The 22,466-nt window shown below is 70.0% G+C and carries 21 protein-coding genes; 12 read left to right on the forward strand and 9 right to left on the reverse strand.

All coding sequences use genetic code 11. The features are described from left to right. The first annotated feature begins 126 nt into the window (after positions 1 to 126). The 7 genes from ccrA to pssA all read left to right on the forward strand — a co-directional run bounded on the left by ccrA (position 127) and on the right by pssA (position 7,856). Positions 127 to 1,464, forward strand: a complete 1,338-nt coding sequence (gene ccrA / locus AB0H78_RS06150) for a crotonyl-CoA carboxylase/reductase (RefSeq protein ID WP_363233054.1) — start codon at positions 127 to 129, stop codon at positions 1,462 to 1,464. Continuing rightward, entirely contained in the window at positions 1,464 to 3,491 is a 2,028-nt protein-coding gene (locus AB0H78_RS06155) for a protein meaA (RefSeq protein ID WP_363233055.1), read from the forward strand. Before ccrA ends, AB0H78_RS06155 begins: the two co-directional genes overlap by 1 nt. Beyond that, positions 3,488 to 4,447: a CoA ester lyase gene (locus tag AB0H78_RS06160; RefSeq protein WP_363233056.1), complete on the forward strand. Its 960-nt coding sequence runs from the start codon at positions 3,488 to 3,490 to the stop codon at positions 4,445 to 4,447. Before AB0H78_RS06155 ends, AB0H78_RS06160 begins: the two co-directional genes overlap by 4 nt. A 5-nt stretch (positions 4,448 to 4,452) precedes the next feature. Next, complete coding sequence (locus tag AB0H78_RS06165) at positions 4,453 to 4,956, forward strand: MaoC family dehydratase (RefSeq protein WP_363233057.1); 504 nt, start codon at positions 4,453 to 4,455, stop codon at positions 4,954 to 4,956. Between the two features lie 27 nt (positions 4,957 to 4,983). Next, a complete protein-coding gene (locus AB0H78_RS06170) occupies positions 4,984 to 6,189 on the forward strand; it encodes an acyl-CoA dehydrogenase family protein (protein ID WP_363233058.1) in 1,206 nt (401 codons plus the stop codon). Positions 6,190 to 6,358: 169 nt separating this feature from the next. Beyond that, positions 6,359 to 7,015: a phosphatidylserine decarboxylase gene (locus AB0H78_RS06175; RefSeq protein ID WP_363233059.1), complete on the forward strand. Its 657-nt coding sequence runs from the start codon at positions 6,359 to 6,361 to the stop codon at positions 7,013 to 7,015. Next, on the forward strand, positions 7,002 to 7,856 hold the full coding sequence (gene pssA, locus AB0H78_RS06180) for a CDP-diacylglycerol--serine O-phosphatidyltransferase (RefSeq protein WP_363233060.1): 855 nt from the start codon (positions 7,002 to 7,004) through the stop codon (positions 7,854 to 7,856). The genes AB0H78_RS06175 and pssA overlap by 14 nt, the downstream gene beginning before the upstream one ends. Positions 7,857 to 7,939: 83 nt before the next feature. On the opposite strand, the gene AB0H78_RS06185 is transcribed toward pssA, so the two are convergent. The 5 genes from AB0H78_RS06185 to AB0H78_RS06205 all read right to left on the reverse strand — a co-directional run bounded on the left by AB0H78_RS06185 (position 7,940) and on the right by AB0H78_RS06205 (position 12,854). Then, complete coding sequence (locus AB0H78_RS06185) at positions 7,940 to 9,205, reverse strand: ABC transporter substrate-binding protein (RefSeq protein ID WP_363233061.1); 1,266 nt, start codon at positions 9,203 to 9,205, stop codon at positions 7,940 to 7,942. Continuing rightward, positions 9,202 to 10,260 carry a branched-chain amino acid ABC transporter permease gene (locus AB0H78_RS06190; RefSeq protein ID WP_363233434.1) on the reverse strand — a complete coding sequence of 353 codons (1,059 nt, stop codon included), beginning with the start codon at positions 10,258 to 10,260 and terminating at the stop codon, positions 9,202 to 9,204. Before AB0H78_RS06190 ends, AB0H78_RS06185 begins: the two co-directional genes overlap by 4 nt. Positions 10,261 to 10,405: 145 nt before the next feature. After that, positions 10,406 to 11,296, reverse strand: a complete 891-nt coding sequence (locus AB0H78_RS06195) for a branched-chain amino acid ABC transporter permease (protein ID WP_363233062.1) — start codon at positions 11,294 to 11,296, stop codon at positions 10,406 to 10,408. After that, on the reverse strand, positions 11,293 to 12,066 hold the full coding sequence (locus AB0H78_RS06200; protein WP_363233063.1) for an ABC transporter ATP-binding protein: 774 nt from the start codon (positions 12,064 to 12,066) through the stop codon (positions 11,293 to 11,295). Before AB0H78_RS06200 ends, AB0H78_RS06195 begins: the two co-directional genes overlap by 4 nt. Further along, the gene (locus AB0H78_RS06205; RefSeq protein WP_363233064.1) at positions 12,054 to 12,854 is read right to left on the reverse strand and encodes an ABC transporter ATP-binding protein; all 801 of its coding nucleotides are present in this window, start codon (positions 12,852 to 12,854) and stop codon (positions 12,054 to 12,056) included. The genes AB0H78_RS06200 and AB0H78_RS06205 overlap by 13 nt, the downstream gene beginning before the upstream one ends. A 177-nt stretch (positions 12,855 to 13,031) precedes the next feature. Between AB0H78_RS06205 and AB0H78_RS06210 the strand changes: the two genes are divergently transcribed. Then, the gene (locus tag AB0H78_RS06210; RefSeq protein ID WP_363233065.1) at positions 13,032 to 14,237 is read left to right on the forward strand and encodes a helix-turn-helix domain-containing protein; all 1,206 of its coding nucleotides are present in this window, start codon (positions 13,032 to 13,034) and stop codon (positions 14,235 to 14,237) included. Between the two features lie 9 nt (positions 14,238 to 14,246). On the opposite strand, the gene AB0H78_RS06215 is transcribed toward AB0H78_RS06210, so the two are convergent. Next, entirely contained in the window at positions 14,247 to 14,687 is a 441-nt protein-coding gene (locus AB0H78_RS06215) for a MarR family transcriptional regulator (RefSeq protein ID WP_363233066.1), read from the reverse strand. A 115-nt stretch (positions 14,688 to 14,802) separates the two neighbouring features. Here AB0H78_RS06215 and AB0H78_RS06220 point away from each other — a divergent pair, with 115 nt between their 5' ends. Then, positions 14,803 to 16,299: an MFS transporter gene (locus AB0H78_RS06220; protein WP_363233067.1), complete on the forward strand. Its 1,497-nt coding sequence runs from the start codon at positions 14,803 to 14,805 to the stop codon at positions 16,297 to 16,299. A gap of 68 nt (positions 16,300 to 16,367) precedes the next feature. Here AB0H78_RS06220 and AB0H78_RS06225 read toward each other — a convergent pair whose 3' ends face one another. Continuing rightward, positions 16,368 to 17,528, reverse strand: a complete 1,161-nt coding sequence (locus AB0H78_RS06225) for a glycerate kinase (RefSeq protein ID WP_363233068.1) — start codon at positions 17,526 to 17,528, stop codon at positions 16,368 to 16,370. A 141-nt stretch (positions 17,529 to 17,669) separates the two neighbouring features. Between AB0H78_RS06225 and AB0H78_RS06230 the strand changes: the two genes are divergently transcribed. The 3 genes from AB0H78_RS06230 to AB0H78_RS06240 all read left to right on the forward strand — a co-directional run bounded on the left by AB0H78_RS06230 (position 17,670) and on the right by AB0H78_RS06240 (position 20,446). Continuing rightward, positions 17,670 to 19,337 (forward strand): BCCT family transporter, encoded by a 1,668-nt coding sequence (locus tag AB0H78_RS06230; RefSeq protein WP_363233069.1) that lies wholly within the window; start codon positions 17,670 to 17,672, stop codon positions 19,335 to 19,337. A gap of 70 nt (positions 19,338 to 19,407) precedes the next feature. Next, on the forward strand, positions 19,408 to 20,130 hold the full coding sequence (locus AB0H78_RS06235; RefSeq protein ID WP_363233070.1) for a Sir2 family NAD-dependent protein deacetylase: 723 nt from the start codon (positions 19,408 to 19,410) through the stop codon (positions 20,128 to 20,130). A 91-nt stretch (positions 20,131 to 20,221) separates the two neighbouring features. Further along, positions 20,222 to 20,446, forward strand: coding sequence for a hypothetical protein (locus tag AB0H78_RS06240; protein ID WP_363233071.1), 225 nt, complete (start codon positions 20,222 to 20,224; stop codon positions 20,444 to 20,446). On the opposite strand, the gene AB0H78_RS06245 is transcribed toward AB0H78_RS06240, so the two are convergent. Both AB0H78_RS06245 and AB0H78_RS06250 read right to left on the reverse strand, forming a co-directional pair. Beyond that, the gene (locus tag AB0H78_RS06245) at positions 20,443 to 20,940 is read right to left on the reverse strand and encodes a methylated-DNA--[protein]-cysteine S-methyltransferase (RefSeq protein ID WP_363233072.1); all 498 of its coding nucleotides are present in this window, start codon (positions 20,938 to 20,940) and stop codon (positions 20,443 to 20,445) included. The two genes, AB0H78_RS06240 and AB0H78_RS06245, sit on opposite strands and share 4 nt — an antisense overlap. Before the next feature lie 12 nt (positions 20,941 to 20,952). Further along, positions 20,953 to 22,422: an AlkA N-terminal domain-containing protein gene (locus tag AB0H78_RS06250; protein ID WP_363233073.1), complete on the reverse strand. Its 1,470-nt coding sequence runs from the start codon at positions 22,420 to 22,422 to the stop codon at positions 20,953 to 20,955. Between the last annotated feature and the right edge of the window lie 44 nt (positions 22,423 to 22,466).

Below are 22,466 nucleotides of genomic sequence, written 5' to 3' on the forward strand. Positions count from 1 at the left end.
CCCGCGCCCTACCCGGCGCTGCCACAGCACCACCTTCGCCGAACCGACGGCACACCTCCACAGCAGCAATCCCGACGTACCCCTCAAACGTGTTCCCCTCGAACGCGCTTCGCCGGAGGCATCACCGTGAAGGAAATCCTGGACGCGATCCAGTCGTCCGAAGCCAAGTCCGCGGACTTCGCCAACCTGCCCCTCCCCGAGTCCTACCGCGCGATCACCGTGCACAAGGACGAGGCGGAGATGTTCGCGGGCCAGGAGTCCCGCGACAAGGACCCGCGCAAGTCGCTCCACCTGGACGACGTGCCCGTGCCCGAACTCGGCCCCGGCGAGGCCCTGATCGCCGTCATGGCCAGCTCGGTGAACTACAACTCCGTCTGGACCTCGATCTTCGAGCCGGTCTCGACCTTCGGGTTCCTGGAGCGGTACGGAAGGCTCAGCGACCTGAGCAAGCGCCACGACCTGCCCTACCACGTCATCGGCTCCGACCTGGCGGGCGTCGTGCTGCGCACCGGCCCCGGTGTCAACGCCTGGCACCCGGGCGACGAGGTCGTCGCGCACTGCCTGAGCGTCGAGCTGGAGTCGAGCGACGGTCACAACGACACGATGCTCGACCCCGAGCAGCGCATCTGGGGCTTCGAGACCAACTTCGGCGGCCTCGCCGAGATCGCGCTCGTCAAGTCCAACCAGCTGATGCCCAAGCCCGGCCACCTCAGCTGGGAGGAGGCGGCGGCGCCCGGACTGGTCAACTCCACCGCGTACCGCCAGCTCGTCTCGCGCAACGGCGCGGGGATGAAGCAGGGCGACAACGTCCTGATCTGGGGCGCGAGCGGCGGACTCGGCTCGTACGCCACCCAGTTCGCCCTCGCCGGCGGCGCCAACCCCATCTGTGTCGTCTCCAGCGAGCAGAAGGCCGACATCTGCCGGTCGATGGGCGCGACCGCGATCATCGACCGCAGCGCCGAGGGCTACAAGTTCTGGAAGGACGAGCACACCCAGGACCCGAAGGAGTGGAAGCGCTTCGGCAAGCGCATCCGCGAGTTCACCGGCGGCGAGGACATCGACATCGTCTTCGAGCACCCGGGCCGCGAGACCTTCGGTGCGAGCGTCTACGTCACCCGCAAGGGCGGCACCATCACCACCTGCGCCTCGACCTCGGGCTACATGCACGAGTACGACAACCGCTACCTGTGGATGTCGCTGAAGAAGATCATCGGCTCGCACTTCGCCAACTACCGCGAGGCGTGGGAGGCCAACCGGCTGGTCGCCAAGGGCAAGATCCACCCGACGCTCTCCAAGGTGTACTCCCTGGAGGACACCGGGCAGGCCGCCTACGACGTCCACCGCAACCGCCACCAGGGCAAGGTCGGCGTGCTCGCGCTGGCCCCCCAGGAGGGTCTCGGCGTCCGCGACGAGGAGATGCGCGCCCAGCACATCGACGCCATCAACCGCTTCAGGGACATCTGATGACAGCCCGTCAGAAGGATCGCCCCTGGCTGATGCGCACGTACGCCGGCCACTCCACGGCCGAGGCGTCGAACGCGCTGTACCGCAGCAACCTCTCCAAGGGCCAGACCGGACTCTCGGTCGCCTTCGACCTGCCCACCCAGACCGGCTACGACCCCGACCACATCCTCGCCCGCGGCGAGGTCGGCCGGGTCGGTGTCCCCGTCTCCCATCTCGGTGACATGCGCAGGCTGTTCCAGGACATCCCCCTGGAGCAGATGAACACCTCGATGACGATCAACGCCACCGCGATGTGGATGCTCGCGCTCTACCAGGTGGTGGCCGAGGAGCAGGGCGCGGACATCACCAAGCTCCAGGGGACGACGCAGAACGACATCGTCAAGGAGTACCTGTCGCGCGGGACGCACGTCTTCCCTCCCGGTCCGTCCCTGCGGCTGACCACCGACATGATCACGTACACGGTCAACCACATCCCCAAGTGGAACCCGATCAACATCTGCAGCTACCACCTCCAGGAGGCGGGAGCCACCCCGGTCCAGGAGATCGCCTACGCGATGTCCACCGCGATCGCCGTCCTGGACGCGGTGTTCGCGTCCGGGCAGATCCCGGAGGACCGCAAGGGCGACGTGGTCGCGCGCATCTCCTTCTTCGTGAACGCGGGCGTCCGCTTCATCGAGGAGATGTGCAAGATGCGCGCCTTCTCGCGCATCTGGGACAGCATCACGCGGGAGCGGTACGGCATCACCGACGCCAAGCAGCGCCGCTTCCGCTACGGCGTCCAGGTCAACTCGCTGGGCCTGACCGAAGCCCAGCCGGAGAACAACGTCCAGCGCATCGTCCTGGAGATGCTGGCCGTCACCCTCTCCAAGGACGCGCGCGCCCGCGCCGTCCAACTCCCGGCCTGGAACGAGGCGTTGGGGCTCCCCCGCCCCTGGGACCAGCAGTGGTCGCTCCGCATCCAGCAGGTCCTCGCCCTGGAGAGCGACCTCCTCGAATACGAGGACATCTTCGCCGGGTCGCATGTCATCGAGGCCAAGGTCGAGGAGCTCGTCGAGGAGTCGCTCGCCGAGATCGACCGGATCCAGCAGATGGGCGGCGCGATGGCGGCCGTCGAGTCGGGCTACCTCAAGTCGAACCTGGTGGCCTCGCACGCCGAGCGCCGGGCCCGGATCGAGGGCGGCGAGGAGAAGATCATCGGCGTCAACTGCTACGAGGCGACCGAGCCGAGCCCGCTCACCTCGGACCTCGACGGCGCCATCATGACGGTCGACCCCGCGGTCGAGGCCCGGGTCGCCGCCTCCCTCACCACCTGGCGCGACACCCGCTACCAGCCGCCCTTCAACCACCCGCGCCCGTGCAAGGCCCTGGAGAAGCTGAAGGCGGCCGCGGCCGGCGACGCGAACCTCATGGAGGCCACCCTGGAGTGCGCCCGCGCCGGTGTCACCACCGGCGAATGGGCGGGCGCGCTGCGCGAGGTCTTCGGCGAGTTCCGCGCCCCGACCGGCGTGAGTTCGGCCCCGGTGGCGGTCACCGCCGAGAAGGGCACCCCGCTCGCCGTCGTACGGGAGAAGGTCACCAGGACCGCGGAGGACCTGGGCAGCGGCCGGCTCCGCCTCCTGGTCGGCAAGCCGGGCCTGGACGGGCACTCCAACGGCGCCGAGCAGATCGCGGTGCGTGCGCGTGACGCCGGCTTCGAGGTGGTCTACCAGGGCATCAGGCTCACGCCCGAACAGATCGTCTCCGCGGCCCTCGCGGAGGACGTGCACTGTGTGGGCCTGTCGATCCTCTCCGGATCGCACTCCGCCCTGGTGCCCGACGTACTGGACCGCCTCCGCGAGGCGGGCGCGTCCGAGATCCCCGTGATCGTCGGCGGCATCATCCCCAACAGCGACGCCGAGGACCTGAAGCGCGCGGGAGTCGCCGCCGTCTTCACCCCCAAGGACTTCGGCATCACCGAGATCATCGGCCGTATCGTCGACGAGATCCGGACAGCGAACAAGCTCGACCCTCTGGAGGTCCCCGCATGACCGTCAACCGTCTCCGCCCCCGTCGATCCTGCCTTGCTGTGCCGGGTTCCAATCCGCGCTTCCTGGAGAAGGCCCAGGGCCTCCCCGCCGACCAGGTCTTCCTCGACCTGGAGGACGCCTGCGCGCCGCTCGCCAAGCCGGAGGCCCGCCACACCATCGTCAAGTTCCTGAACGAGGGCGACTGGACCGGCAAGACGCGCGTGGTGCGGGTGAACGACTGGACGACCGAGTGGACCTACCGCGACGTGGTGACCGTCGTCGAGGGCGCCGGGCAGAACCTCGACTGCATCATGCTGCCGAAGGTGCAGGACGCCCAGCAGGTCGTCGCCCTCGATCTCCTGCTCACCCAGATCGAGAAGACGATGGGCTTCGAGGTCGGGAAGATCGGCATCGAGGCACAGATCGAGAACGCCCGAGGCCTCAACAACGTCAACGCGATCGCGGAGGCCTCGCCGCGCACCGAGGCGATCATCTTCGGCCCGGCCGACTTCATGGCGTCCATCAACATGAAGACCCTGGTGGTCGGCGAGCAGCCGCCGGGCTACGGCGCCGACGCGTACCACTACATCCTGATGAAGATCCTGATGGCGGCCCGCGCGAACGACCTCCAGGCGATCGACGGCCCCTACCTCCAGATCCGCAACGTGGACGGCTACCGCGAGGTCGCCAAGCGCGCCGCCGCGCTCGGCTTCGACGGCAAGTGGGTCCTGCACCCCGGTCAGGTCGAGGCGTCGAACGAGATCTTCTCGCCCTCGCAGGAGGACTTCGACCACGCCGAGCTGATCCTGGACGCGTACGACTACTGCACGTCCGAGGCCGGCGGCAAGAAGGGCTCGGCGATGCTCGGCGACGAGATGATCGACGAGGCCAGCCGCAAGATGGCGCTCGTCATCTCGGGCAAGGGCCGTGCCGCGGGCCTGCAGCGCACCTCGAAGTTCGAAGCCCCGGAGGCCTGAGGATCATGCAGTTCGGCCGCACCTACGAAGAGTTCACCGTCGGGGACGTCTACAAGCACTGGCCCGGAAAGACGGTCACCGAGTACGACGACCACCTCTTCTGCCTCCTGACGATGAACCACCACCCGCTCCACATGGACTCCAACTATGCGGAGAAGACGACCGACTTCGGGAAGAACGTCGTCGTCGGGAACTACATCTACTCGCTCCTCCTGGGCATGTCCGTGCCGGACGTCTCCGGCAAGGCGATCGCCAACCTGGAGGTCGAGTCGCTGAAGCACATCGCGCCGACCTTCCACGGCGACACCCTGTACGGCGAGACGACGGTCCTCGACAAGACGCCGTCGAAGTCCAAGTCCGACCGCGGGATCGTGTACGTGGAGACCAAGGGCTACAAGCAGGACGGCACCGTCGTCTGCGTGTTCCGGCGCAAGGTGATGGTCCCGACCGAGACGTACATCAAGGAGCGCGGCGGAGAGCAGCCCGGCCGCCCGTCGCCTTCCCACTAACTACGCAGAGCCCAGGGAGAAACAGTCATGGCGCGTCTCGCCCAGACCGCGGGTCTGACCGACATCCAGCAGGAAATCCTGGCCACGGTCCGTGATTTCGTCGACAAGGAGATCCTCCCTGTCGCCACCGCGCTGGAGCACCGCGACGAGTACCCGACGCAGATCGTCGAGGGACTCAAGGAGCTCGGCCTGTTCGGGCTGATGATCCCGGAGGAGTACGGCGGCCTCGGTGAGTCCCTTCTCACGTACGCGCTGTGCGTGGAGGAGATCGCCCGCGGCTGGATGAGCGTCTCGGGCATCATCAACACCCACTTCATCGTGGCGTACATGCTCAAGCAGCACGGCACCCAGGAGCAGAAGGACACCTTCCTGCCGCGGATGGCGGCCGGCGAGGTGCGTGGCGCGTTCTCGATGTCCGAGCCGGGGCTCGGGTCCGACGTGTCGGCCATCACGTCCAAGGGCGTCAAGGACGGCGACGAGTACGTCCTCAACGGCCAGAAGATGTGGCTGACGAACGGCGGAACCTCGACTTTGGTGGCTGTTCTGTGCCGAAGTGACGAAGGACACCCTGAGGGCACCGCGCCCCACAAGTCGATGACGACCTTCCTCGTCGAGAAGGAGCCGGGCTTCGGTGAGGTCCGCCCCGGACTGACCATCCCCGGCAAGATCGACAAGATGGGTTACAAGGGGGTCGACACCACCGAGCTGATCATGGACGGGCTGCGAATTCCGGCCAATCGCGTACTTGGTGGTGTTACGGGCCGCGGCTTCTACCAAATGATGGACGGCGTGGAGGTCGGCCGGGTCAACGTCGCAGCGCGTGGGTGCGGTGTCGCACAGCGTGCCTTCGAGCTGGGTGTCGATTACGCACAGCAACGGCACACCTTCGGAAAGCCGATCGCCCAGCACCAGGCAATCCAGTTCAAACTGGCCGAGATGGCTACCAAGGTGGAAGCCGCTCATGCGATGATGGTCAATGCAGCACGCAAAAAGGACTCTGGGGAACGAAACGACCTCGAAGCAGGGATGGCGAAGTACCTCGCCTCCGAATACTGCAAAGAAGTCGTGGAGGACGCCTTCCGTATCCATGGCGGCTACGGGTTCTCCAAGGAGTATGAGATCGAGCGCCTCTACCGAGAGGCCCCGATGCTCCTCATCGGTGAAGGTACCGCCGAGATCCAGAAAATGATCATTGGGCGGCGACTCCTCGAAGAGTACCGATTCCAGGGCTAATTGTCCGGTTCGAGGCGATTTAGACGCGAAGAAGATCACACCCAGTCATCTTGTTCCGGCCGCCGAATGGGCTTCCTGGCTTGCCCAGTTGTGGCCCGCAACCGATAACATCGCCCGAAAGCCGCCGTCCCCCGTTGCAGCGCGGCATCATCCGCTACGAAGGTCATCCATGCCCCACAGCAAAACCTCTGCACCACGCGACGGCGTCCTCAAGGGCCGCCTTGCTCGCGGAGCATCGCCGTGGCTTCTGCCGACCGTCGCCACTGCGGCGTTCAGCCTGACCCGGGCCCGCAGGTCCGGACGCTGGGCTGCCGTCGCCGTGCCCACCACCGCTCTGGCGGCCGGCATGCTGTGGTTCTTCCGCGACCCCGAGCGTGAGATCACCCAGGGCCGGGTGATCTCGCCGGCCGACGGCGTGGTGCAGAGCATCATGCCGTGGAAGGACGGACGTACCCGCGTCGCGATCTTCATGAGCCCGCTGAACGTCCACGTCAACCGCGCGCCCCTGGCGGGCACGGTGACGTCCGTGGAGCACATCCCCGGCGGTTTCGTACCGGCGTTCAACAAGGAGAGCGAGAACAACGAGCGCGTCGTCTGGCACTTCGACACCGAGCTCGGTGACATCGAGATGATCCAGATCGCCGGCGCGGTCGCGCGGCGCATCGTTCCCTACATCCCGCAGGGCACGAAGGTGGAGCAGGGTGAGCGGATCGGCCTGATCCGCTTCGGCTCGCGCGTCGACATCTACCTTCCGGAGGGTGTCGAGGTCGCGGTCGAGGTCGGCCAGGCCACCACCGCGGGGGTGACTCGCATTGACCGTGGTTGATCCCGACACACAGGCGGGCTGGGTGCCCGAGTCCGAGCTCGAGGACGACGCCGAGGACATGCCGCTCTCCATGCGGTTGTCGATAGCGGACACCCTCACGCTCGGCAACGCCACGTGCGGATTCATGGCGGTGTACTTCACCACCACCGGAATCCTCATCCCGCACCTCCAGGGCAGCACCGAGTCCGGCATGGCGCGGCACTCCGCCGCGACCGCCGTGATCCTGATGCTCATGGCAGCGATCTTCGACCTCTGCGACGGACTCGTGGCCCGCAAGCTGCGGTCCTCGCCGATGGGCGCGGAGCTGGACAACCTCTCCGACCTGATCAGCTTCGGGCTCGCCCCGGCCTATTTCGTGCTCGTGTACGGAATGGTCGCGGACGACGCCCATCAGCGGGTCGCGGCCGTGGCGGCGGTGGTCGTGCTCCTTGCGGTCGTCCTCAGACTCGCGCGCTTCTCGTGCGTGACGTTGAAGGACGGCATGTTCCAGGGCATGCCGAGCCCCTTCGGGGCGCTCACGGTGGTCTCCATCGTGCTCCTGGAGCTCCGCTTCGTCCCGACGCTGCTGGCCGTTCTCGGCGTCGCCTGGCTGATGGTGAGCCGGGTCGAGTACCCGAAGCCGCGCGGCATCCTCGCGGTGGCGATGCTCAGCTGGATCGTGGGCGCGATGGGCCTGCTCGCGGCCTGGGCGTTCGACGCTCCCGGCGGCACGCTGCTGCTGCAGACCGGCTGTGCGCTGCAGGTGGTGCTCGGCGCGGTGATCCCGCTCTTCGCCACGGCGCGGCGGGTGAACACCTTCCGGGGGAACCGGCGCGAGGCGCGGACGGCGCAGCTGCCGTAGCGGCTCCGTAGGCGTACGCAACGAATCGAAGGGCCCCGGGTGCGGATCTCGCACCCGGGGCCCTTCGTCGTGCCGGGAACCGGTCAGGAACCGGGTGTGAAGGACTCGGCGGCCTTGGCGACCGCCGCCTCCTGGACGACCTTCAGGCCGCCGGGGACCTGAAGGTCGGGCTTCATGATCACGGACTCGCGGGTCGACGGGGACTTCGGGTCCGAGAGGTCGTGCGCCATGCCGAAGCCGTTGTCGTAGTCCTTGATGGTGAGCAGCGCCTTGTCGATGCCCTCGCGGGTGAGGTTCTTGTCCGCGCAGGCCTTCTTCAGCACCTCGCCGTAGACGGAGGCGGCCGACCAGCCGGCCACCACGCCATTGTCCAGGCCGTCCTTGGGGTACGCGGCCGCGTACTCCTTGGCGAGCTTCGTGGGGGCCGGTTCCGTGGAGCCGATGGGGAGCGTGGAGGCCGCGATGTAGTAGTTGTTCGCCAGGGCGGGGCCCGCGGCCGTCTTCAGGAGCTGCGGGGCGAAGGCGGAGTTGTTGCCGATGATCGGGACGTTGAACTTCACCGCCGCCGCGACGCCGACCAGGGAGGCCGCCTGGCGCGGGCCCGCGCTGAGCACGATGGCCTTGACGCCTGCCTGCTTGAGGGCGGCGACCTGGGCCGACATGTCGTTGTCGGTCGGTTTGATCTTCTGCTCGACGACGGTGAGGCCCGCCTGTTCGGCCGCGTACTTGGACCCGGCCAGGGCGTTCTCCCCGTAGTCCCCCTCGAAGTAGACATGGCCGATCTTGTCGCCCTTGGCGATCTTCTTCTGGGTGAGGAGATAGTCGACCGCGTTGATCGTCTCGACGTCGTACGTCGCGCCGAGGACCCGGATGTACGGGCTACCGAGCAGCGACGCCGACCAGGCCTGCGGCAGGACCAGGCCCTTGTCCTGGCCGTCGATGCGCTGCTTGACGGCGGCGACGAACGGGGAGCCGATGAACTGGACGTAGCCCAGCACCTTCGGCTCCAGCTCGGTGTAGGCGGCGACCGCCTTCTGCGGGTCGTAGCCGTGGTCACGTACGGTCAGCTCGATCTTGCGGTTGCAGATGCCGCCCGCGTCGTTGGTCTGCTTCACCCAGAGCTGCTGGGCCTGGGTGACGCTTTTGCCGAGCGAGGCGTAGACGCCGGTGAGGTCGGTCAGGACGCCGAGCGGGATCGTCGTGGCGGTGACCCCGTCGCCGGTCTTCACTCCCCCCGAGCTCTTCTGCGCCCCGTCGTCCTTGTTGGCCTTGCTGCTGCATCCGGCCGCCCCGATGGTCAGGGCGAGCGCGGCCACTGCCGCCGCGCAGATCCTCGGCCTTGGTTTCATGATTTCTTCTCCCTGGTCATGGTGAGACGGGTGAGGCCTCCCGGCAGGAACAGCACCACCGCGACGATCGCGGCGCCGTACAGATAGCGGGCAGCCTCGCCCGGTGCGAGCCCGCCGCCGGTGCCCGGGGTGGAGACCAGCGGGAGGGAGTCGCTGTAGCGGGTGAGGAGCTGCGGCAGCAGCGAGACGAAGACCGCGCCCGCGACCGCTCCCCTGACCGTGCCCAGACCGCCGATGACGATCATGGCGAGGTACTCCAGGGAGAGGGTCATGCCGAAGTACTCGGGCACGGTCCGCTGGAAGATCAGGGCGAGCAGGACGCCGGCGAGGCCCGCGTACATCGAGGACAGGACGAACACGGCGGCCCGGTAGCGGGCGACCGGGACGCCCATGACGCCGGCTGCTATGCGGTGGTCGCGGATGGCGTTCATGGCCCGTCCCGGGCGGCTGCGCAGGACTCCGCGGGCGAAGAGACCGCCGGCGAGGAGGGCGAGCAGGGCCGCGTACCAGAGCTTCTCGGAGGACTGGAAGGGGACGGCGGCGATCACGGTCTCGCTGTCGTCGAAGGTGAAGCCGAAGAGGGAGAGCGGGGGGACGGCCCGTCCGTTGAAGCCGCCGGTGAGACCGCGCGCGTTGAACAGCAGATGCTGTCCGATGAAGATCAGCGCGAGGGTGGCGATGCCGAGGTAGGCGCCCCTGAGCCGTCCCGCGATGGGGCTGAAGAGCCCTCCTGCGACGCCTGCGAGGAGTACGGCGAGGATGACCGCGAGCCAGCTGGGCAGCCCGAGTCCGGTCAGCCGGTGTCCGGACTCGACGGTGGATTCGCCCGCGAAGACGCAGTAGCCGTAGGCGCCGACGGCGAGGAAGAAGGCGTGCCCCATGGAGAGCTGCCCGGTGGCGCCGGTGAGGAGGTTGATGCCGATGGCGCCGATGGCCGCGGCCATCGCGAAGACTCCGGCCTGCAGCCAGAACCGGTCGACGTAGAAGGGCAGCGCGAGCATGAGGACGCCGCCGGCGATCCATGCGTACGTACGGGGACTGCGCAGTGGGGCCAGCGGTCCGGGGCCGCTTTTGGTGCCGGTGGGCTTGTCCGCGCCGTCGCCGGGTCCGCGTACGCCGCCCGCGTCGCGCGGCGCGGGGACACGGGTGTCGCCGGAGGTGGTGGCCCGGGAGCGGGCGGGGTCGGGAGTGCGGTCGGTGTCAGACACGGGCCGGCTCCTTCGTGCCGAAGAGGCCTGCGGGGCGCAGGAGCAGGACCGCCACCATCACCAGGTACGGCGCGAGGTCGCCGATGCCCCGGCCGAGGAAGGTCAGGTCGCTCTGGTAGCCCGTGGCCAGCGATTCCGTGACGCCGACGACCAGGCCGCCGACGAGCGCGCCCGTCGTGGAGTCCAGGCCGCCGAGGATCGCCGCGGGGAACGCCTTGAGCGCGGAGAGCGAGGTGGCCCGCTCCAGGCCCGGTGTCGGGAAGACCGTGAGGAAGAGGGCGGCCACCGCGGCCAGTGCGCCGGCCACCGCCCAGGCCGTGAGCGAGACCCTGCCCAGGCGGACGCCCATGAGGGCCGCGGTCTGCGGGTTCTCGGCCGCGGCGCGCATCGCGACTCCCCAGGAGGTGTAGCGGAAGGCCAGCAGGAAGGCCCCGATGAGGACGGCTGCCGCGCAGAAGGCCGCGATACGGGTCTGGGCCACCGAGACCGAGCCGAGGGTCACGACGTGGTCGCCCCAGGGGTCGCCGAGGGCCAGTACGTCGGTGCCGATGCGGCGGGTCAGCTCGGTGGTGAGCAGGATGTCGACGCCGATGGTGACGATCGCCAGGACGCTGTGGTCGCTGCCCCGGTAGCGGCGCATCACCAGGAACTCGACGGCCGCGCCGACCACCGCAGCCCCTGCGATGCCGACGGCGAGCGCGGGCCAGAAGCCGAGGTCGTCGTGGAGCCTCGCGGTGACGTAGCCGCCCGCGAGGAGCAGCGAGGCGTGGGCGAAGTTGACCACTTCGGTGGCCTTGAAGATCACGACGAAGCCGAGCGCGATCAGGGCGTAGACCGATCCGACCGAGACGCCGTTGATGAGGAGTTCGAGGAACGTCGTCATGTCGCGGCCCCCAGGTAGGCCCGGACCACGGCCGGGTCGTTCTGTACCTCGGCCGGGGAACCGCCCGCGATCCGGCGTCCGAAGTCGAGCACGGTCACCGCATCGGCGAGCCGCATCACCACCCCCATGTCATGTTCGACGAGCACGATCGATATCCCGAGGCTGTCGCGCACACCGGCCACCACGGCCGCCGTACGCCGCCGCTCCTCGGCGTTCATTCCGGCCACCGGCTCGTCCAGGAGGAGCAGTTCGGGCTCCATGCACAGCGCCCTGGCGAGCTCGACGAGCTTCTGCTTTCCGTACGGGAGCGACCCGGCGGGCCGCTCCAGGTCGTCTTCGAGGCCGACGAAGGCGGCGATCTCCCTCACCCGCTCCAGGTGTTGGCGTGCCTCGCGGGCCGCGGCGGGCAGCCGCAGTCCGGCGGAGACGAAGCCGGTGCGGGTGAGCCGGTGGCGGCCGAGCAGCAGGCTCTCGGCGACGGTCGCGCGCGGCGGCAGGGCGATGTTCTGGAACGTACGGGCGACGCCGAGCGCCGCGATGCGGTGCGGGGCGAGTCCGGTGAGCTCCTGCCCGCCGAAGCGGACGCTGCCCGCGGTGGCGCGATAGACGCCGGACAGGACGTTGAAGCAGGTGGACTTGCCCGCCCCGTTGGGCCCGATGACGGCGTGCACGCTGCCGGGCTCGACGGTGAAGGAGACCGCGTCGAGTGCGGTGAGCCCGGCGAAGCGGACGGTCAACTCCCTTACGGTCAGGGTGCTCACGCGGACCACCTCCGCAGGACGGGGTGGGAGGCCTCGGCGCGCCCCGCGTCCTCGGCGGCCGTCTCGTCGACCACGCCCAGATACCTGCGGCGCACCTCGTCGGACGCGGCCAGCGATGCGGCCGGCCCGGAGAGGGTGACCTCGCCGACTTCCAGTACGTACGCGGTGGAGGCGAGCCGCAGCGCGAGCGCCGCGTTCTGTTCGACGAGGAGCACCGAGGTGCCCGCCTCGTTGATCTCCTGGACAGCTTCGGCGATCCGCGCGGCCATCAGCGGGGCCAGACCGAGCGACGGCTCGTCGAGCAGCAGGATGCGCGGGCCTGCCATCAACGCCCGGCCCAGCGCCAGCATTTGCTGTTCGCCACCGGAGAGCAGCCCGGCCCGCTGACGGGCCCGGTCCGCCAGTACGGGAAAGAGCGCGTGCACCCGGGCGAGCGCCGCGGCGGTCTCGCGGCGGCCTCCCGAGGCGCCGAGTGCCCCTGCCCGCAGGTTGTCGGCCACCGTCATGCGGGCGAACACCTGGCGCCCTTCGGGGACTTGGACCACTCCGGCAGCCACCATCCGGGCCGCGCTCAGCCGGTGGACCGGCTGCCCGTCGAGCGTCACGGAACCGCCCGTCACCGCGCCCCGGTGGAAGCCGAGGGTGCGGGAAATCGCCCGCAGCAGAGTGGACTTACCTGCGCCGTTGGACCCGAGCACAGCGACGACAGCCCCGTCAGGGACCTCCAGGGACACGTCCCTGAGCGCCCGCACCGGGCCGTAGCCCGCGACCAGACCACGCACGTCGAGCGAGGCCATGCATCCTCCATCCACTGCCCTGTTGGCCCCACAGACCAGCACCGGGCAGGCCCGTAGTCCACGGCCCAGAGCCGAATCGCTGCCGATGACCAGCGGCGGGAGGCCTCGGCTGTGCGCGCGCACAAGCACTGCACAAGGGGTGTCGCCGCTCGCCCGCCGGTGGCATCCTCACCAGCCATGAGTCGCCGCCGAGCGCGCACCGATCAGGAGTGGTCCGTCCTGGTGAGCGCCTCCCGGCTGCTCCTGGACCGCATACCGCAGCTGACGGACCAGCTGATCGGGGAACTCCAGGCACATTCGCCCCAGTTCGACCTCGCGGTGCCCCGCGACGAGCACTGGCAGCAGATCAGCGAGGCGCTGCGGTACGGGATCGAGGCGATCGCGGCACCGCGCTCGGCGCCGCGCCGGGATCTGGCGTACGCCGAGGAGCTCGGCCGGCGGCGCGCCGAGCAGGGGCTTCCGCTGGATCTGCTGCACCACGCCTATCGGCACGCGGGCTATCTGGTCTGGAACGAACTCCTCGCGATCGTCGCCGAGAAGGAGCCCGAGGCCCTGACGGTGCTGGTGCACACCGCGGCCCAGATGTGGGCGGCGGTCGACCGGCAGGCGACGACGGTCGCGGAGGCGTACCGCTCCACCGAACAGGAGCTCAACCGGCGCAGCGACGAGCGCGTACAGGCCCTGCTGGACGCCCTGTTGGAGGGCAGGGCGGCGCCGGGGCTCGCGGCGCGGGCGGCCGCCGGGCTCGATCTGCCGGAGCAGGGGCGGTACGCGGTGGTGGTGCTGCGCGTGGAGCGGCAGGGCGGGCGGGAGACGTTCCACCGGGTCACGGCCGCGCCGGGGATGCGGTTCTTCTGGCGGATGCGTACGGACTGCGAGGTGGGGGTGATCGCCCTCGGGGACACGGCGGGCCTGTCGGAGCTGGCGGAGGTGCTGGGTGGACGCTGCGCGGGGCCCGGCGGGATCAGCCCGGTGGTGGAGGGGCTGGCGGATCTGGGGCTCGCGCGGCGGCTGGCGGAGACGGCGCTGCGCACCTGCGCGCCCGACGGCTCGGCGGGCTCCGGCATCGTACGACTCGACGAGCGGCTGCCCGCGGCCCTGGTGGTGAGTCAGCCCGAGCTGGCGGAGCGGCTGGTCACCGACGTCCTGGGGCCGCTGCTCGAACTGGATCCGGCGGACCGGGCGGTGCTCCTGGAGACGCTGGACGTCTGGCTGGAGTGCGAGGGGTCGGCGGGGCGGGCGGCCTCGCGGCTGTACTGCCACCGCAACACGGTCTTCAACCGGCTGCGGCGCCTGGAGCATCTGACGGCGCGCTCACTGTCGCGGCCGCGCGATCTGATCACGCTGACGCTGGCACTGGATGCCTTCCGGCTGACGTCCTGAGGAGCAGACTCAGGCGGCGGCGGGCGTCTTGACGAAGACGCGCTCCAGCAGTTCGTAAAGGGTGCCGCGGTCCTCGGCGCTCAGCGCGTCCAGACCGGCGAGCGTGGTGTGCATCCGGGCCCGGACGGCGTCGACGGTGCGGGCGCCCTCGTCCGTGATGACGACGATCTTGACCCTGCGGTCGGTGGGGCTGGCCTCGCGGCGTACCAGTTCGCGCTTCTCGAGCCGGTCGATGATCCCGGTCATGTTGGAGGCGTCGCAGGCCAGCGTGGTGGCGAGCGAGCGCATCGCGGCGGGCTCGCGGCGCAGCACGGTGAGCGTCTTGCCCTGGCTGGCGGTGAGGCCCTCGCCGGCGGCCGCGGCGGTGAAGTCGCCGTAGTAGGAGGCGAGCGACACCGAGAGCAGCTCGATCAGTTCGGCCTTGCTGGCGGTGCTGGCTGTTCCTGGCATGTGACCCACTCTACTCCTAGAAACTTGACGTTCTCAACCTTTGATGTTTACGGTCTACTCATTGCTTGAAGTCCTCAAGCATCAAGGTTCTCAAGTAGTTGGAAGAGCTTTCCCCGTGACTCACGCACAGCACGCGGCCACCGCGCCCCGCAGGACCGGACAGACCTCGCTCGTCCTGGTCCTCGGGCTCGCCGCCATGGTCGTCTCGATGATGCAGACCCTGGTCGTCCCGATCCTCGGGACCATCCAGAGCGATCTCCACACCACGACGGCGAACGTCAGCTGGGTGACCACGGCCACCCTGCTGTCGGCCGCGGTCTTCACCCCGCTGCTCGGCCGCTTCGGCGACATGCACGGCAAGAAGCCCACCCTGGTCGGCGTCCTCGTCGTGATGATCGCGGGCTCCGTGCTCGCCGCCACCACGACCTCGCTGACCTGGCTGATCGTCGGCCGGGTGATGCAGGGCGCGGCCACCGCGATCTTCCCGCTCGCGCTCTCCGTGCTCCGCGAGGAGATCAAGCCCGAGAAGCTGCACGGCGCGATGGCCCTGGTCAGCGGCACGCTCGCGTTCGGCAGCGGGCTCGCGCTGGTCGGTGCGGGACTGCTCACGCAAGGCTCGGACCCCGACTACCACCGGGTCTTCTGGCTGGCGGTCGTGCTGGCCGTCGTCGCGCTGGCCGGTGTGCTCTTCGCCGTACCCGCCTCCCGTACGAAGACCGGCGGCCGCACCGACTGGCTCGGCGCATCCGCACTCGCCCTGGTGCTCACCTTCGTCCTGCTGCCGATCTCGCAGGGCCACGAGTGGGGCTGGACCTCCGGCCGCACGCTGGGGCTCTTCGCCGCCGCGGTCGTCATGGCGGGGGTCTGGGTGCTCATCGAGCTCAAGGTCCGCGAGCCGATGGTGGACATGAAGATGTTCGTGCACCGGCCCGTGCTCTTCACCAACCTGGCGGGACTGCTCCTCGGCTTCGCGATGTTCTCGCAGTTCATCGGCGTCTCGTACCTGGTGCAGGTCCCTGACGCGGTCACCGGTTACGGTTTCAGCGCCTCGGTGCTCCGCGCCTCCGTCGAGTACTTGCTGCCGACGACGATCGTCTCGCTCTTCGCCGCCCAGTTCGGCGGGATCCTCGTCCGCAGGATCGGCGCGCGCTTCACCCTCGCCGCCGGCGCCGCCTTCGGTGTCATCGGCTTCACCTGGCTCACGCTGGCGCACGACACCACCGGTTCGGTGATCGGCGCGGGCATGGTCATCGGGCTTGCGATCAGCTTCGGGTACGCCTCGATGCCCGCGCTCATCGTCGCGAGCGTCCCCGCCCACCAGACCGGCATCGCCAACGGCATCAACTCGATCTCCCGCTCGGTCGGCAGCGCCGTCGCGAGCGCGGTGATCACCTCGCTGCTGGCCTCCAAGACCATCGCGAACCTGCCCGCCGGAGTGCCCGCACTGCCCCAGGAGAGCCAGTTCACGCTGAGCTTCGCCCTGGCGGGAGTGGCGTTCATCGGTGTGGTCGTCGTCGCCCTGGTCGGCCTGAACGCGCGGCACGCGCCGCGTACGGTGGCCGCCGCCGCGGCGGCTCCGAAGGCGGAGGTACGGGAGACCGCCTCGGTCTGAGCGCGCACATGGATGCGGGGCCCGCGCTCGGCGCGGGCCCCGCATCCATGTTCCGATGTACGGCCGGATCAGCTCAGGAAGTCGCGCGCGATGTTCTCCGCGACCTGCTCCAGAAGCGGTCCCGCCTCGGCGATGCAGCGTGCCGTGTCCGGCTCGATGTCGGTCAGTGCGTAGGCCCGCCGGATCCCGGCCTTCCCGAGCGCCTCGGGCCGCAGCGCGAGACGGCCGCAGACCGCGATGACCTCCTTGCCCGCAGCACGGGCCGCCGCGGCGACTCCCGCCGGGGCCTTGCCGTGCAGGGTCTGCTCGTCAAGGGAACCCTCGCCGGTGATGACCAGCGTCGCGCGCTCCAGCGCCGGGGCGAAGCCCAGCACGTCGAGCATCACCTCGATGCCGGGACGGAAGCTCGCGCCGAGGCCGACCAGCGCCCCGTAACCGATGCCGCCGGCCGCACCCGCGCCCGGCGAGAGGGCGGCGTCGGCGGCCTTCTGGCCGATCGACTTCTCCAGTACGGCCGCGAAGTGGGCGAGCGCCTCGTCCAGGATCGCGACCTCCTCGGGGGACGCGCCCTTCTGCGGGCCGTACACGGCGGGGGCACCCTTGGGCCCCGTCAGCGGGTTGTCGACATCGCTGGCCAGCACGATGTCCGTACCCGCGAGGCGCTCGTCGAGCCCGGAAAGATCGGCGGACGCGAGATCGCGCAGTCCGCCGCCGCCGGGGCCGACCGGCTGCCCGTTCGCGTCCAGGAACCGCGCTCCGAGCGCGGCCAGCATCCCCGCGCCGCCATCGGTCGTGGCGCTGCCGCCGACGCCGAAGACGATGGAGCGGGCGCCCGCGTCCAGAGCGGCGCGCAGGAGCTCCCCGGAGCCGTACGTCGTCGAGGTGAGCGGTGCGAAGACCCCCTCGGGCAGGTGCTGGAGGCCCGAGGCCTCCGCCATCTCGACCACGGCGACCCCGTCGCGCAGGGCGAAGGCGGCAGTGCGCCGCTCGCCCAGCGGCCCGGTGACCGCTGCTTCGTGGCGCTCGAAACCGGCCGCCACCGCGGCCGCGACCGTACCGTCGCCGCCGTCGGCGACCGGCAGTGCCTCGACCCGTACGCCGGGGGCGATGTTGTGCAGCCCGGCCGTCACCCGCTCGGCGACCTGTACCGCCGTGAGCGAACCCTTGAACTTGTCCGCCGCCACCAGTACCTGCGGGGCCCCGGCCACTGCTCCGTCCGTCGTCGTCACCTTGTTGATCCCTTGCTTTCGAACAGACAGTCGCGCCGAGCCGACCCTATCCGCACGACCTGCCCGCTGCCCATGGCTGACGGCACACCGAACGGCGAGCCAGGCCGATATATCCCGTTATGGGACCCATAGTGGTGCGGCATGACCACGGATACGGAACCGATCGAGGACCCCGCACACGACTCCCCCGACCTCACTCTGGTCACCATCGGCGTGCTCGCCGTGATCGCGGTGGTCGCCTGGGCAGCCCTCGGCAAGGACTCCTTCGACAGCGCCTCGTCCACCGCCCTGACCTGGGTCCTCTCCAATTTCGCCTGGCTCTTCGTGACGGCCGCCGACTTCTTCCTGGTGCTCTGCGTGGTCCTCGCCGTGAGCCGCTACGGACGGATCAGGCTCGGCCCCGACGGATCCGAGCCCGAGTTCACCAACCTGGCGTGGATCGCGATGATGTTCAGCGCGGGCATGGGGATCGGCCTGATGTTCTACGGTGTCGGCGAACCTCTCCAGCACTACGTCGACCCGCCCCCCTCGTCCGGTGTCGCCGCGCAGTCGGGCGCCGCGGCCCGCACCGCGCTGGAGTACTCCTTCTTCCACTGGACCCTCACCCCCTGGGCGATCTACGGCATCGCCGGGCTCGCCCTCGCCTATGCCGGCTTCCGCAAGTCCCGCGGAAACCGCCTCAGTTCGGCCTTCGTCCCGCTCATCGGCGCCCGCCGCGCAAACGGCACGCTGGGCCGGGCCATCGACCTGCTCGCGGTCTTCGCGACCGTCTTCGGTACGGCCACCAGCCTGGGCCTGGGCACCCTCCAGGTCTCCGAGGGCCTCCACATCACCTCGAACGTCACCGACTCCCAGACCACGCAGCTGATCATCATCGGCGCGCTCTCGGCGGCCTTCGTGCTCTCCGCCTTCTCCGGGCTCAACAAGGGCGTGAAGTGGCTGAGCACCCTCAACATCGTGCTGGCCGCATCCCTGATGGTCTTCGTCTTCGTACTCGGCCCGACGGTCTACATCCTCGACGCCATCCCGGCCTCGGTCCTCGGCTATCTCCACAACCTGCTCCCGATGGCCAGCCGCACCGGCGCCTTCACGGACGCCAAGTGGCTGGGCTCGTGGACGATCTTCTACTGGGCGTGGTGGCTCTCCTGGGCGCCCTTCGTCGGCACGTTCATCGCCCGGATCTCCAAGGGCCGTACGATCCGCGAATTCCTCATGGGCGTCCTGCTGGTGCCCAGCGGCGCGACCGTCATCTGGTTCTGCGTGATGGGCGGCACCGCGATCCGGCTCGACGCGACGGGCGCCGCCGACATGGCGTCCACGGTCAAGGACGGCGCCGAGGCCTCGCTCTTCGCGATGCTCGACGCGCTGCCGCTGGGGACGGTCACCTCGTACATCGCGATGGTCCTCGTCATGACGTACTTCGTGACGAGCGCGGACTCGGCCTCCCTGGTCATGGGCTCGCTCACCAGCCGCGGCTCGCTGCACCCGCCGACCTGGCTGGTCATCACCTGGGGCGTGCTGATGGCGGGGGTCGCCGCGGTCCTGCTGGTCGCAGGCGGCCTCAACTCGCTCCAGACGGCGACGATCCTGGTCGCGCTGCCCTTCGTGGTCGTGATGCTGCTGCTGTGCTGGGCCCTGGTGAAGGACCTCCGCGAGGACCCGGGCGCGGGCCCCGCACGCCATCACGCGGCGCACGGACTGCGTGACGCGGCACGGGTGATGGTCGGCGGGGCCGCGGGCGGGGCAGGAGGCTCGCACCATCACCGGCTGCGCAGGGCCGCCAAGTCCCGCAGCGAATCGGACAGTTGAGGGCGGGGGCCTGGAGCGGTGCCCGTAAATGCACGCGCACCGCTCCAGGTCCCGTGCGTACGCTCGCCCCATGACGCTCATCGCCCTGCTGACCGGTGCCGGGATCTCCACGGACTCCGGCATCCCCGACTATCGCGGCCCGAACGGGCTGTGGCGGCGCGATCCCGGGGCCGAGAAGCTCGTCACGTACGACTACTACATGGCCGATCCGGAGATCCGGCGCCGCTCCTGGCTGATGCGGCGGGACGCCGAGACGTGGGGCGCCGAGCCGAACGCCGCGCACGTGGCGATCGCGGAGCTGGAGCGTTCCGGTACCCCGGTCCGGGTGCTCACGCAGAACGTCGACGGACTGCACCAGATGGCGGGGCTGCCGCCGCGCAAGGTCCTCGAACTGCACGGCACGGCGCGGTCGGTGCTCTGCACGGACTGCGGGGTGCGGTCGTCGATGGCCGATGCGCTGGCGCGGGTGGAGGCGGGGGAAGCCGATCCGCCGTGCCTGGCGTGCGGGGGCATCCTCAAGTCGGCGACGGTGATGTTCGGGGAGGCGCTGGATCCCGCGGTGCTGGGCGAGGCAATGGGGATCGCGAAGGCGTGCGAGGTCCTGATCGCGGTCGGCACGACGCTTCAGGTGCATCCCGCGGCCTCGCTGGCGGGGATCGCGGCGGAGGGCGGGGCCCGGCTGATCATCGTCAATGCGGAGGCCACGCCGTACGACGCGATGGCCGCGGAGGTCGTACGGGAGCCGATCGGGACGGCGCTGCCGAAGCTGCTGGCGGGCTACCGGCTGGGGTGACCCCGCTGTGGCCGGGCGGGGTCCGCCGATCTCCGCGAGACTGGGAACGGCAGCTGACGGTTGCAGCACCCAGCCAGGGCAGGAGCACCGCATGGAGCACACGGACGCCGACCTCTCCGCGACATTCGGCAAGGAGTACCGGGCCCTGCCCGACCACATGAAGGCCCTGCTGCTCGCGGACATCCGGCCCGAACAGTCCGTGCGGGGCTTCCAGCGGTCCCTCGGCGGCACACGCCCGGGCCTCCTGAAGTCGTACGCCGAGCTGCTGGAATCGAAGGCCGAGCACGAGCGCTGGGTGAAGGAGTCGAACGCCTAGAACAGCGCGTCGTCCTCCGCCCCGCCCTCGAACGCCAGCAGCCGCTGCTTGCGGTCCAGGCCGCCGCCGTACCCCGTGAGGCTTCCCGTCGATCCGATCACGCGGTGGCACGGCACAATGATCCCGATCGGATTCTTGCCGTTCGCCAGGCCCACCGCCCGCGAGGCGCCCGGCTTGCCCAGCTCCTCCGCGAGCTCGCCGTACGTCCGCGTCTCGCCGTACGGGATCTTCCGCAACTGCCCCCACACGCAGCGCTGGAACTCCGTCCCCTCCAGCCGCATCTCCAGGTCGAAATCCTTCAACTCGCCGCCGAAGTACGCCTCCAGCTGGCGGGCCGTCTCCCCGAAGGGGCCCGGGTCCGGTACGCCGAAGGTCTCCTCCGGTGGGCGGTGGCGCTGGGCCGTCATGTAGAGGCCGCTCAGGACCCCGTCCGTCGCGACGAGGGTCAGCGGGCCGTACGGGCTCTCGACGATCGTGTGCTGCTTGTCGGGCATCTGTGAACTCCCTTACGCCGGCAGGTGGTTGATGGGGTGGGCGTCCGTCGCCCACAGGTATTGGACGGCGTACGCGCGCCACGGCCGCCACCCCGCCGCCCGCGCGGTCAGCGCCGCCGGTGTCGAGGGGAGGCCGAGGCCGGCCGCCGCGCGCCTGACCCCCAGGTCCGAGGCGAGGAACGCGTCCGGGTCGCCCAGCGCCCGCATCGCGATGACCTCCACCGTCCAGGGGCCGAAGCCGGGCAGCTCCATGAGCTGGGCGCGGGCCTTGTCCCAGTCGCTGTCGATGCCCAGTCGGAGCGATCCTTCCGCCAGCGTGCCGACCAGTGTGGTCAGCGTCGTGCGGCGGCTGCGCGGCAGGGCGAGGGTCTCGGGGTCCAGCGCGGCCAGGGCTTCGGAGGTGGGGAAGAGGTGGGTGAGGCCGCCCGCCGGGTCGTCGACCGGCATCCCGTGCGCGGTGACCAGGCGGGCCGCGTGCGTACGGGCCGCGGCCGTCGACACCTGCTGGCCGAGCACCGCCCGTACCGCGAATTCCGCCGCGTCGACGGTACGCGGCACCCGCCGGCCCGGGGCCTTGTCGACGAGCGGGGCGAGCAGCGGATCGGTGCGGAGCTGGTCGTCGACGGCGACCGGGTCGGCGTCGAGGTCCAGCATCCAGCGGCAGCGGCTGATCGCGTGGGTGAGGTCGCGCAGGTCGGTGAGGGAGAGCACGCAGCCGATGTGGTCGGCGGCCGGGGTGAGCGCCACGATTCCGTGCCCGTACGGGAGGGACAGCGTGCGGCGGTAGGCGCCGTCGCGCCACTCCTCGACCCCCGGGATGCCGGTCGCGGCCAGGTGGCCGAAGAGGTTGTCGGGGTTGAGGGGGGCGCGGTACGGGAGGCGGAGCGAGATCGCGCCCGGGGTCTGGGCGGAGATGCCGCGTGCGGCGCGGGTGCGGAGTTCGCCGGGGGCCAGGGCGAAGACCTCGCGGACCGTGTCGTTGAAGGTACGGATCGAGGAGAAGCCGGCGGCGAAGGCCACCTCCGCCATGGGCAGCGGGGTCGTCTCGATCAACAGCCTTGCAGTCTGGGCGCGTTGGGCCCGGGCCAGGGCGAGCGGGCCCGCGCCCAGTTCGGCGAGGAGCTGGCGTTCGATCTGACGGGTGGAGTAGCCGAGGCGGGCCGCGAGGCCCGGCACGCCTTCCAGGTCCACCACCCCGTCGCGGATCAGCCGCATCGCGCGGGCGACCGAATCGGCGCGGGCGTTCCACTCGGGCGATCCGGGGGTCGTGTCGGGCCGGCAGCGCTTGCAGGCACGGAATCCGGCCTGCTGGCAGGCCGCGGCGCTGGGCAGGAAGGTCATGTTCTCGACCTTCGGCGGCACGACCGGGCAGCTGGGGCGGCAGTAGATCCTGGTGGTCAGGACGGCCGTGAAGAACCAGCCGTCGAAGCGGGCGTCCTTCGACTGGACGGCGCGTACGCAGCGCTCGGTGTCGGTGTGCATGGTTCAAGCATCCGGCACCCGGGCCGCTGCGGCTGGCGGAAATC

The organism is Streptomyces sp. NPDC050738 (genome assembly GCF_040654175.1).
GTDB lineage: Bacteria > Actinomycetota > Actinomycetes > Streptomycetales > Streptomycetaceae > Streptomyces.

What these genes read in the sequence shown, in the direction of transcription:
- AB0H78_RS06155 (WP_363233055.1), top strand. Translation starts at nt 1,464, where the DNA reads ATGACAGCCCGTCAGAAGGATCGCCCCTGGCTGATGCGCACGTACGCC.
- AB0H78_RS06160 (WP_363233056.1), top strand. Translation starts at nt 3,488, where the DNA reads ATGACCGTCAACCGTCTCCGCCCCCGTCGATCCTGCCTTGCTGTGCCG.
- AB0H78_RS06165 (WP_363233057.1), top strand. Translation starts at nt 4,453, where the DNA reads ATGCAGTTCGGCCGCACCTACGAAGAGTTCACCGTCGGGGACGTCTAC.
- AB0H78_RS06170 (WP_363233058.1), top strand. Translation starts at nt 4,984, where the DNA reads ATGGCGCGTCTCGCCCAGACCGCGGGTCTGACCGACATCCAGCAGGAA.
- AB0H78_RS06175 (WP_363233059.1), top strand. Translation starts at nt 6,359, where the DNA reads ATGCCCCACAGCAAAACCTCTGCACCACGCGACGGCGTCCTCAAGGGC.
- AB0H78_RS06185 (WP_363233061.1), bottom strand. Translation starts at nt 9,205, where the DNA reads ATGAAACCAAGGCCGAGGATCTGCGCGGCGGCAGTGGCCGCGCTCGCC.
- AB0H78_RS06195 (WP_363233062.1), bottom strand. Translation starts at nt 11,296, where the DNA reads ATGACGACGTTCCTCGAACTCCTCATCAACGGCGTCTCGGTCGGATCG.
- AB0H78_RS06205 (WP_363233064.1), bottom strand. Translation starts at nt 12,854, where the DNA reads ATGGCCTCGCTCGACGTGCGTGGTCTGGTCGCGGGCTACGGCCCGGTG.
- AB0H78_RS06210 (WP_363233065.1), top strand. Translation starts at nt 13,032, where the DNA reads ATGAGTCGCCGCCGAGCGCGCACCGATCAGGAGTGGTCCGTCCTGGTG.
- AB0H78_RS06215 (WP_363233066.1), bottom strand. Translation starts at nt 14,687, where the DNA reads ATGCCAGGAACAGCCAGCACCGCCAGCAAGGCCGAACTGATCGAGCTG.
- AB0H78_RS06230 (WP_363233069.1), top strand. Translation starts at nt 17,670, where the DNA reads ATGACCACGGATACGGAACCGATCGAGGACCCCGCACACGACTCCCCC.
- AB0H78_RS06235 (WP_363233070.1), top strand. Translation starts at nt 19,408, where the DNA reads ATGACGCTCATCGCCCTGCTGACCGGTGCCGGGATCTCCACGGACTCC.
- AB0H78_RS06240 (WP_363233071.1), top strand. Translation starts at nt 20,222, where the DNA reads ATGGAGCACACGGACGCCGACCTCTCCGCGACATTCGGCAAGGAGTAC.
- AB0H78_RS06245 (WP_363233072.1), bottom strand. Translation starts at nt 20,940, where the DNA reads ATGCCCGACAAGCAGCACACGATCGTCGAGAGCCCGTACGGCCCGCTG.
- AB0H78_RS06250 (WP_363233073.1), bottom strand. Translation starts at nt 22,422, where the DNA reads ATGCACACCGACACCGAGCGCTGCGTACGCGCCGTCCAGTCGAAGGAC.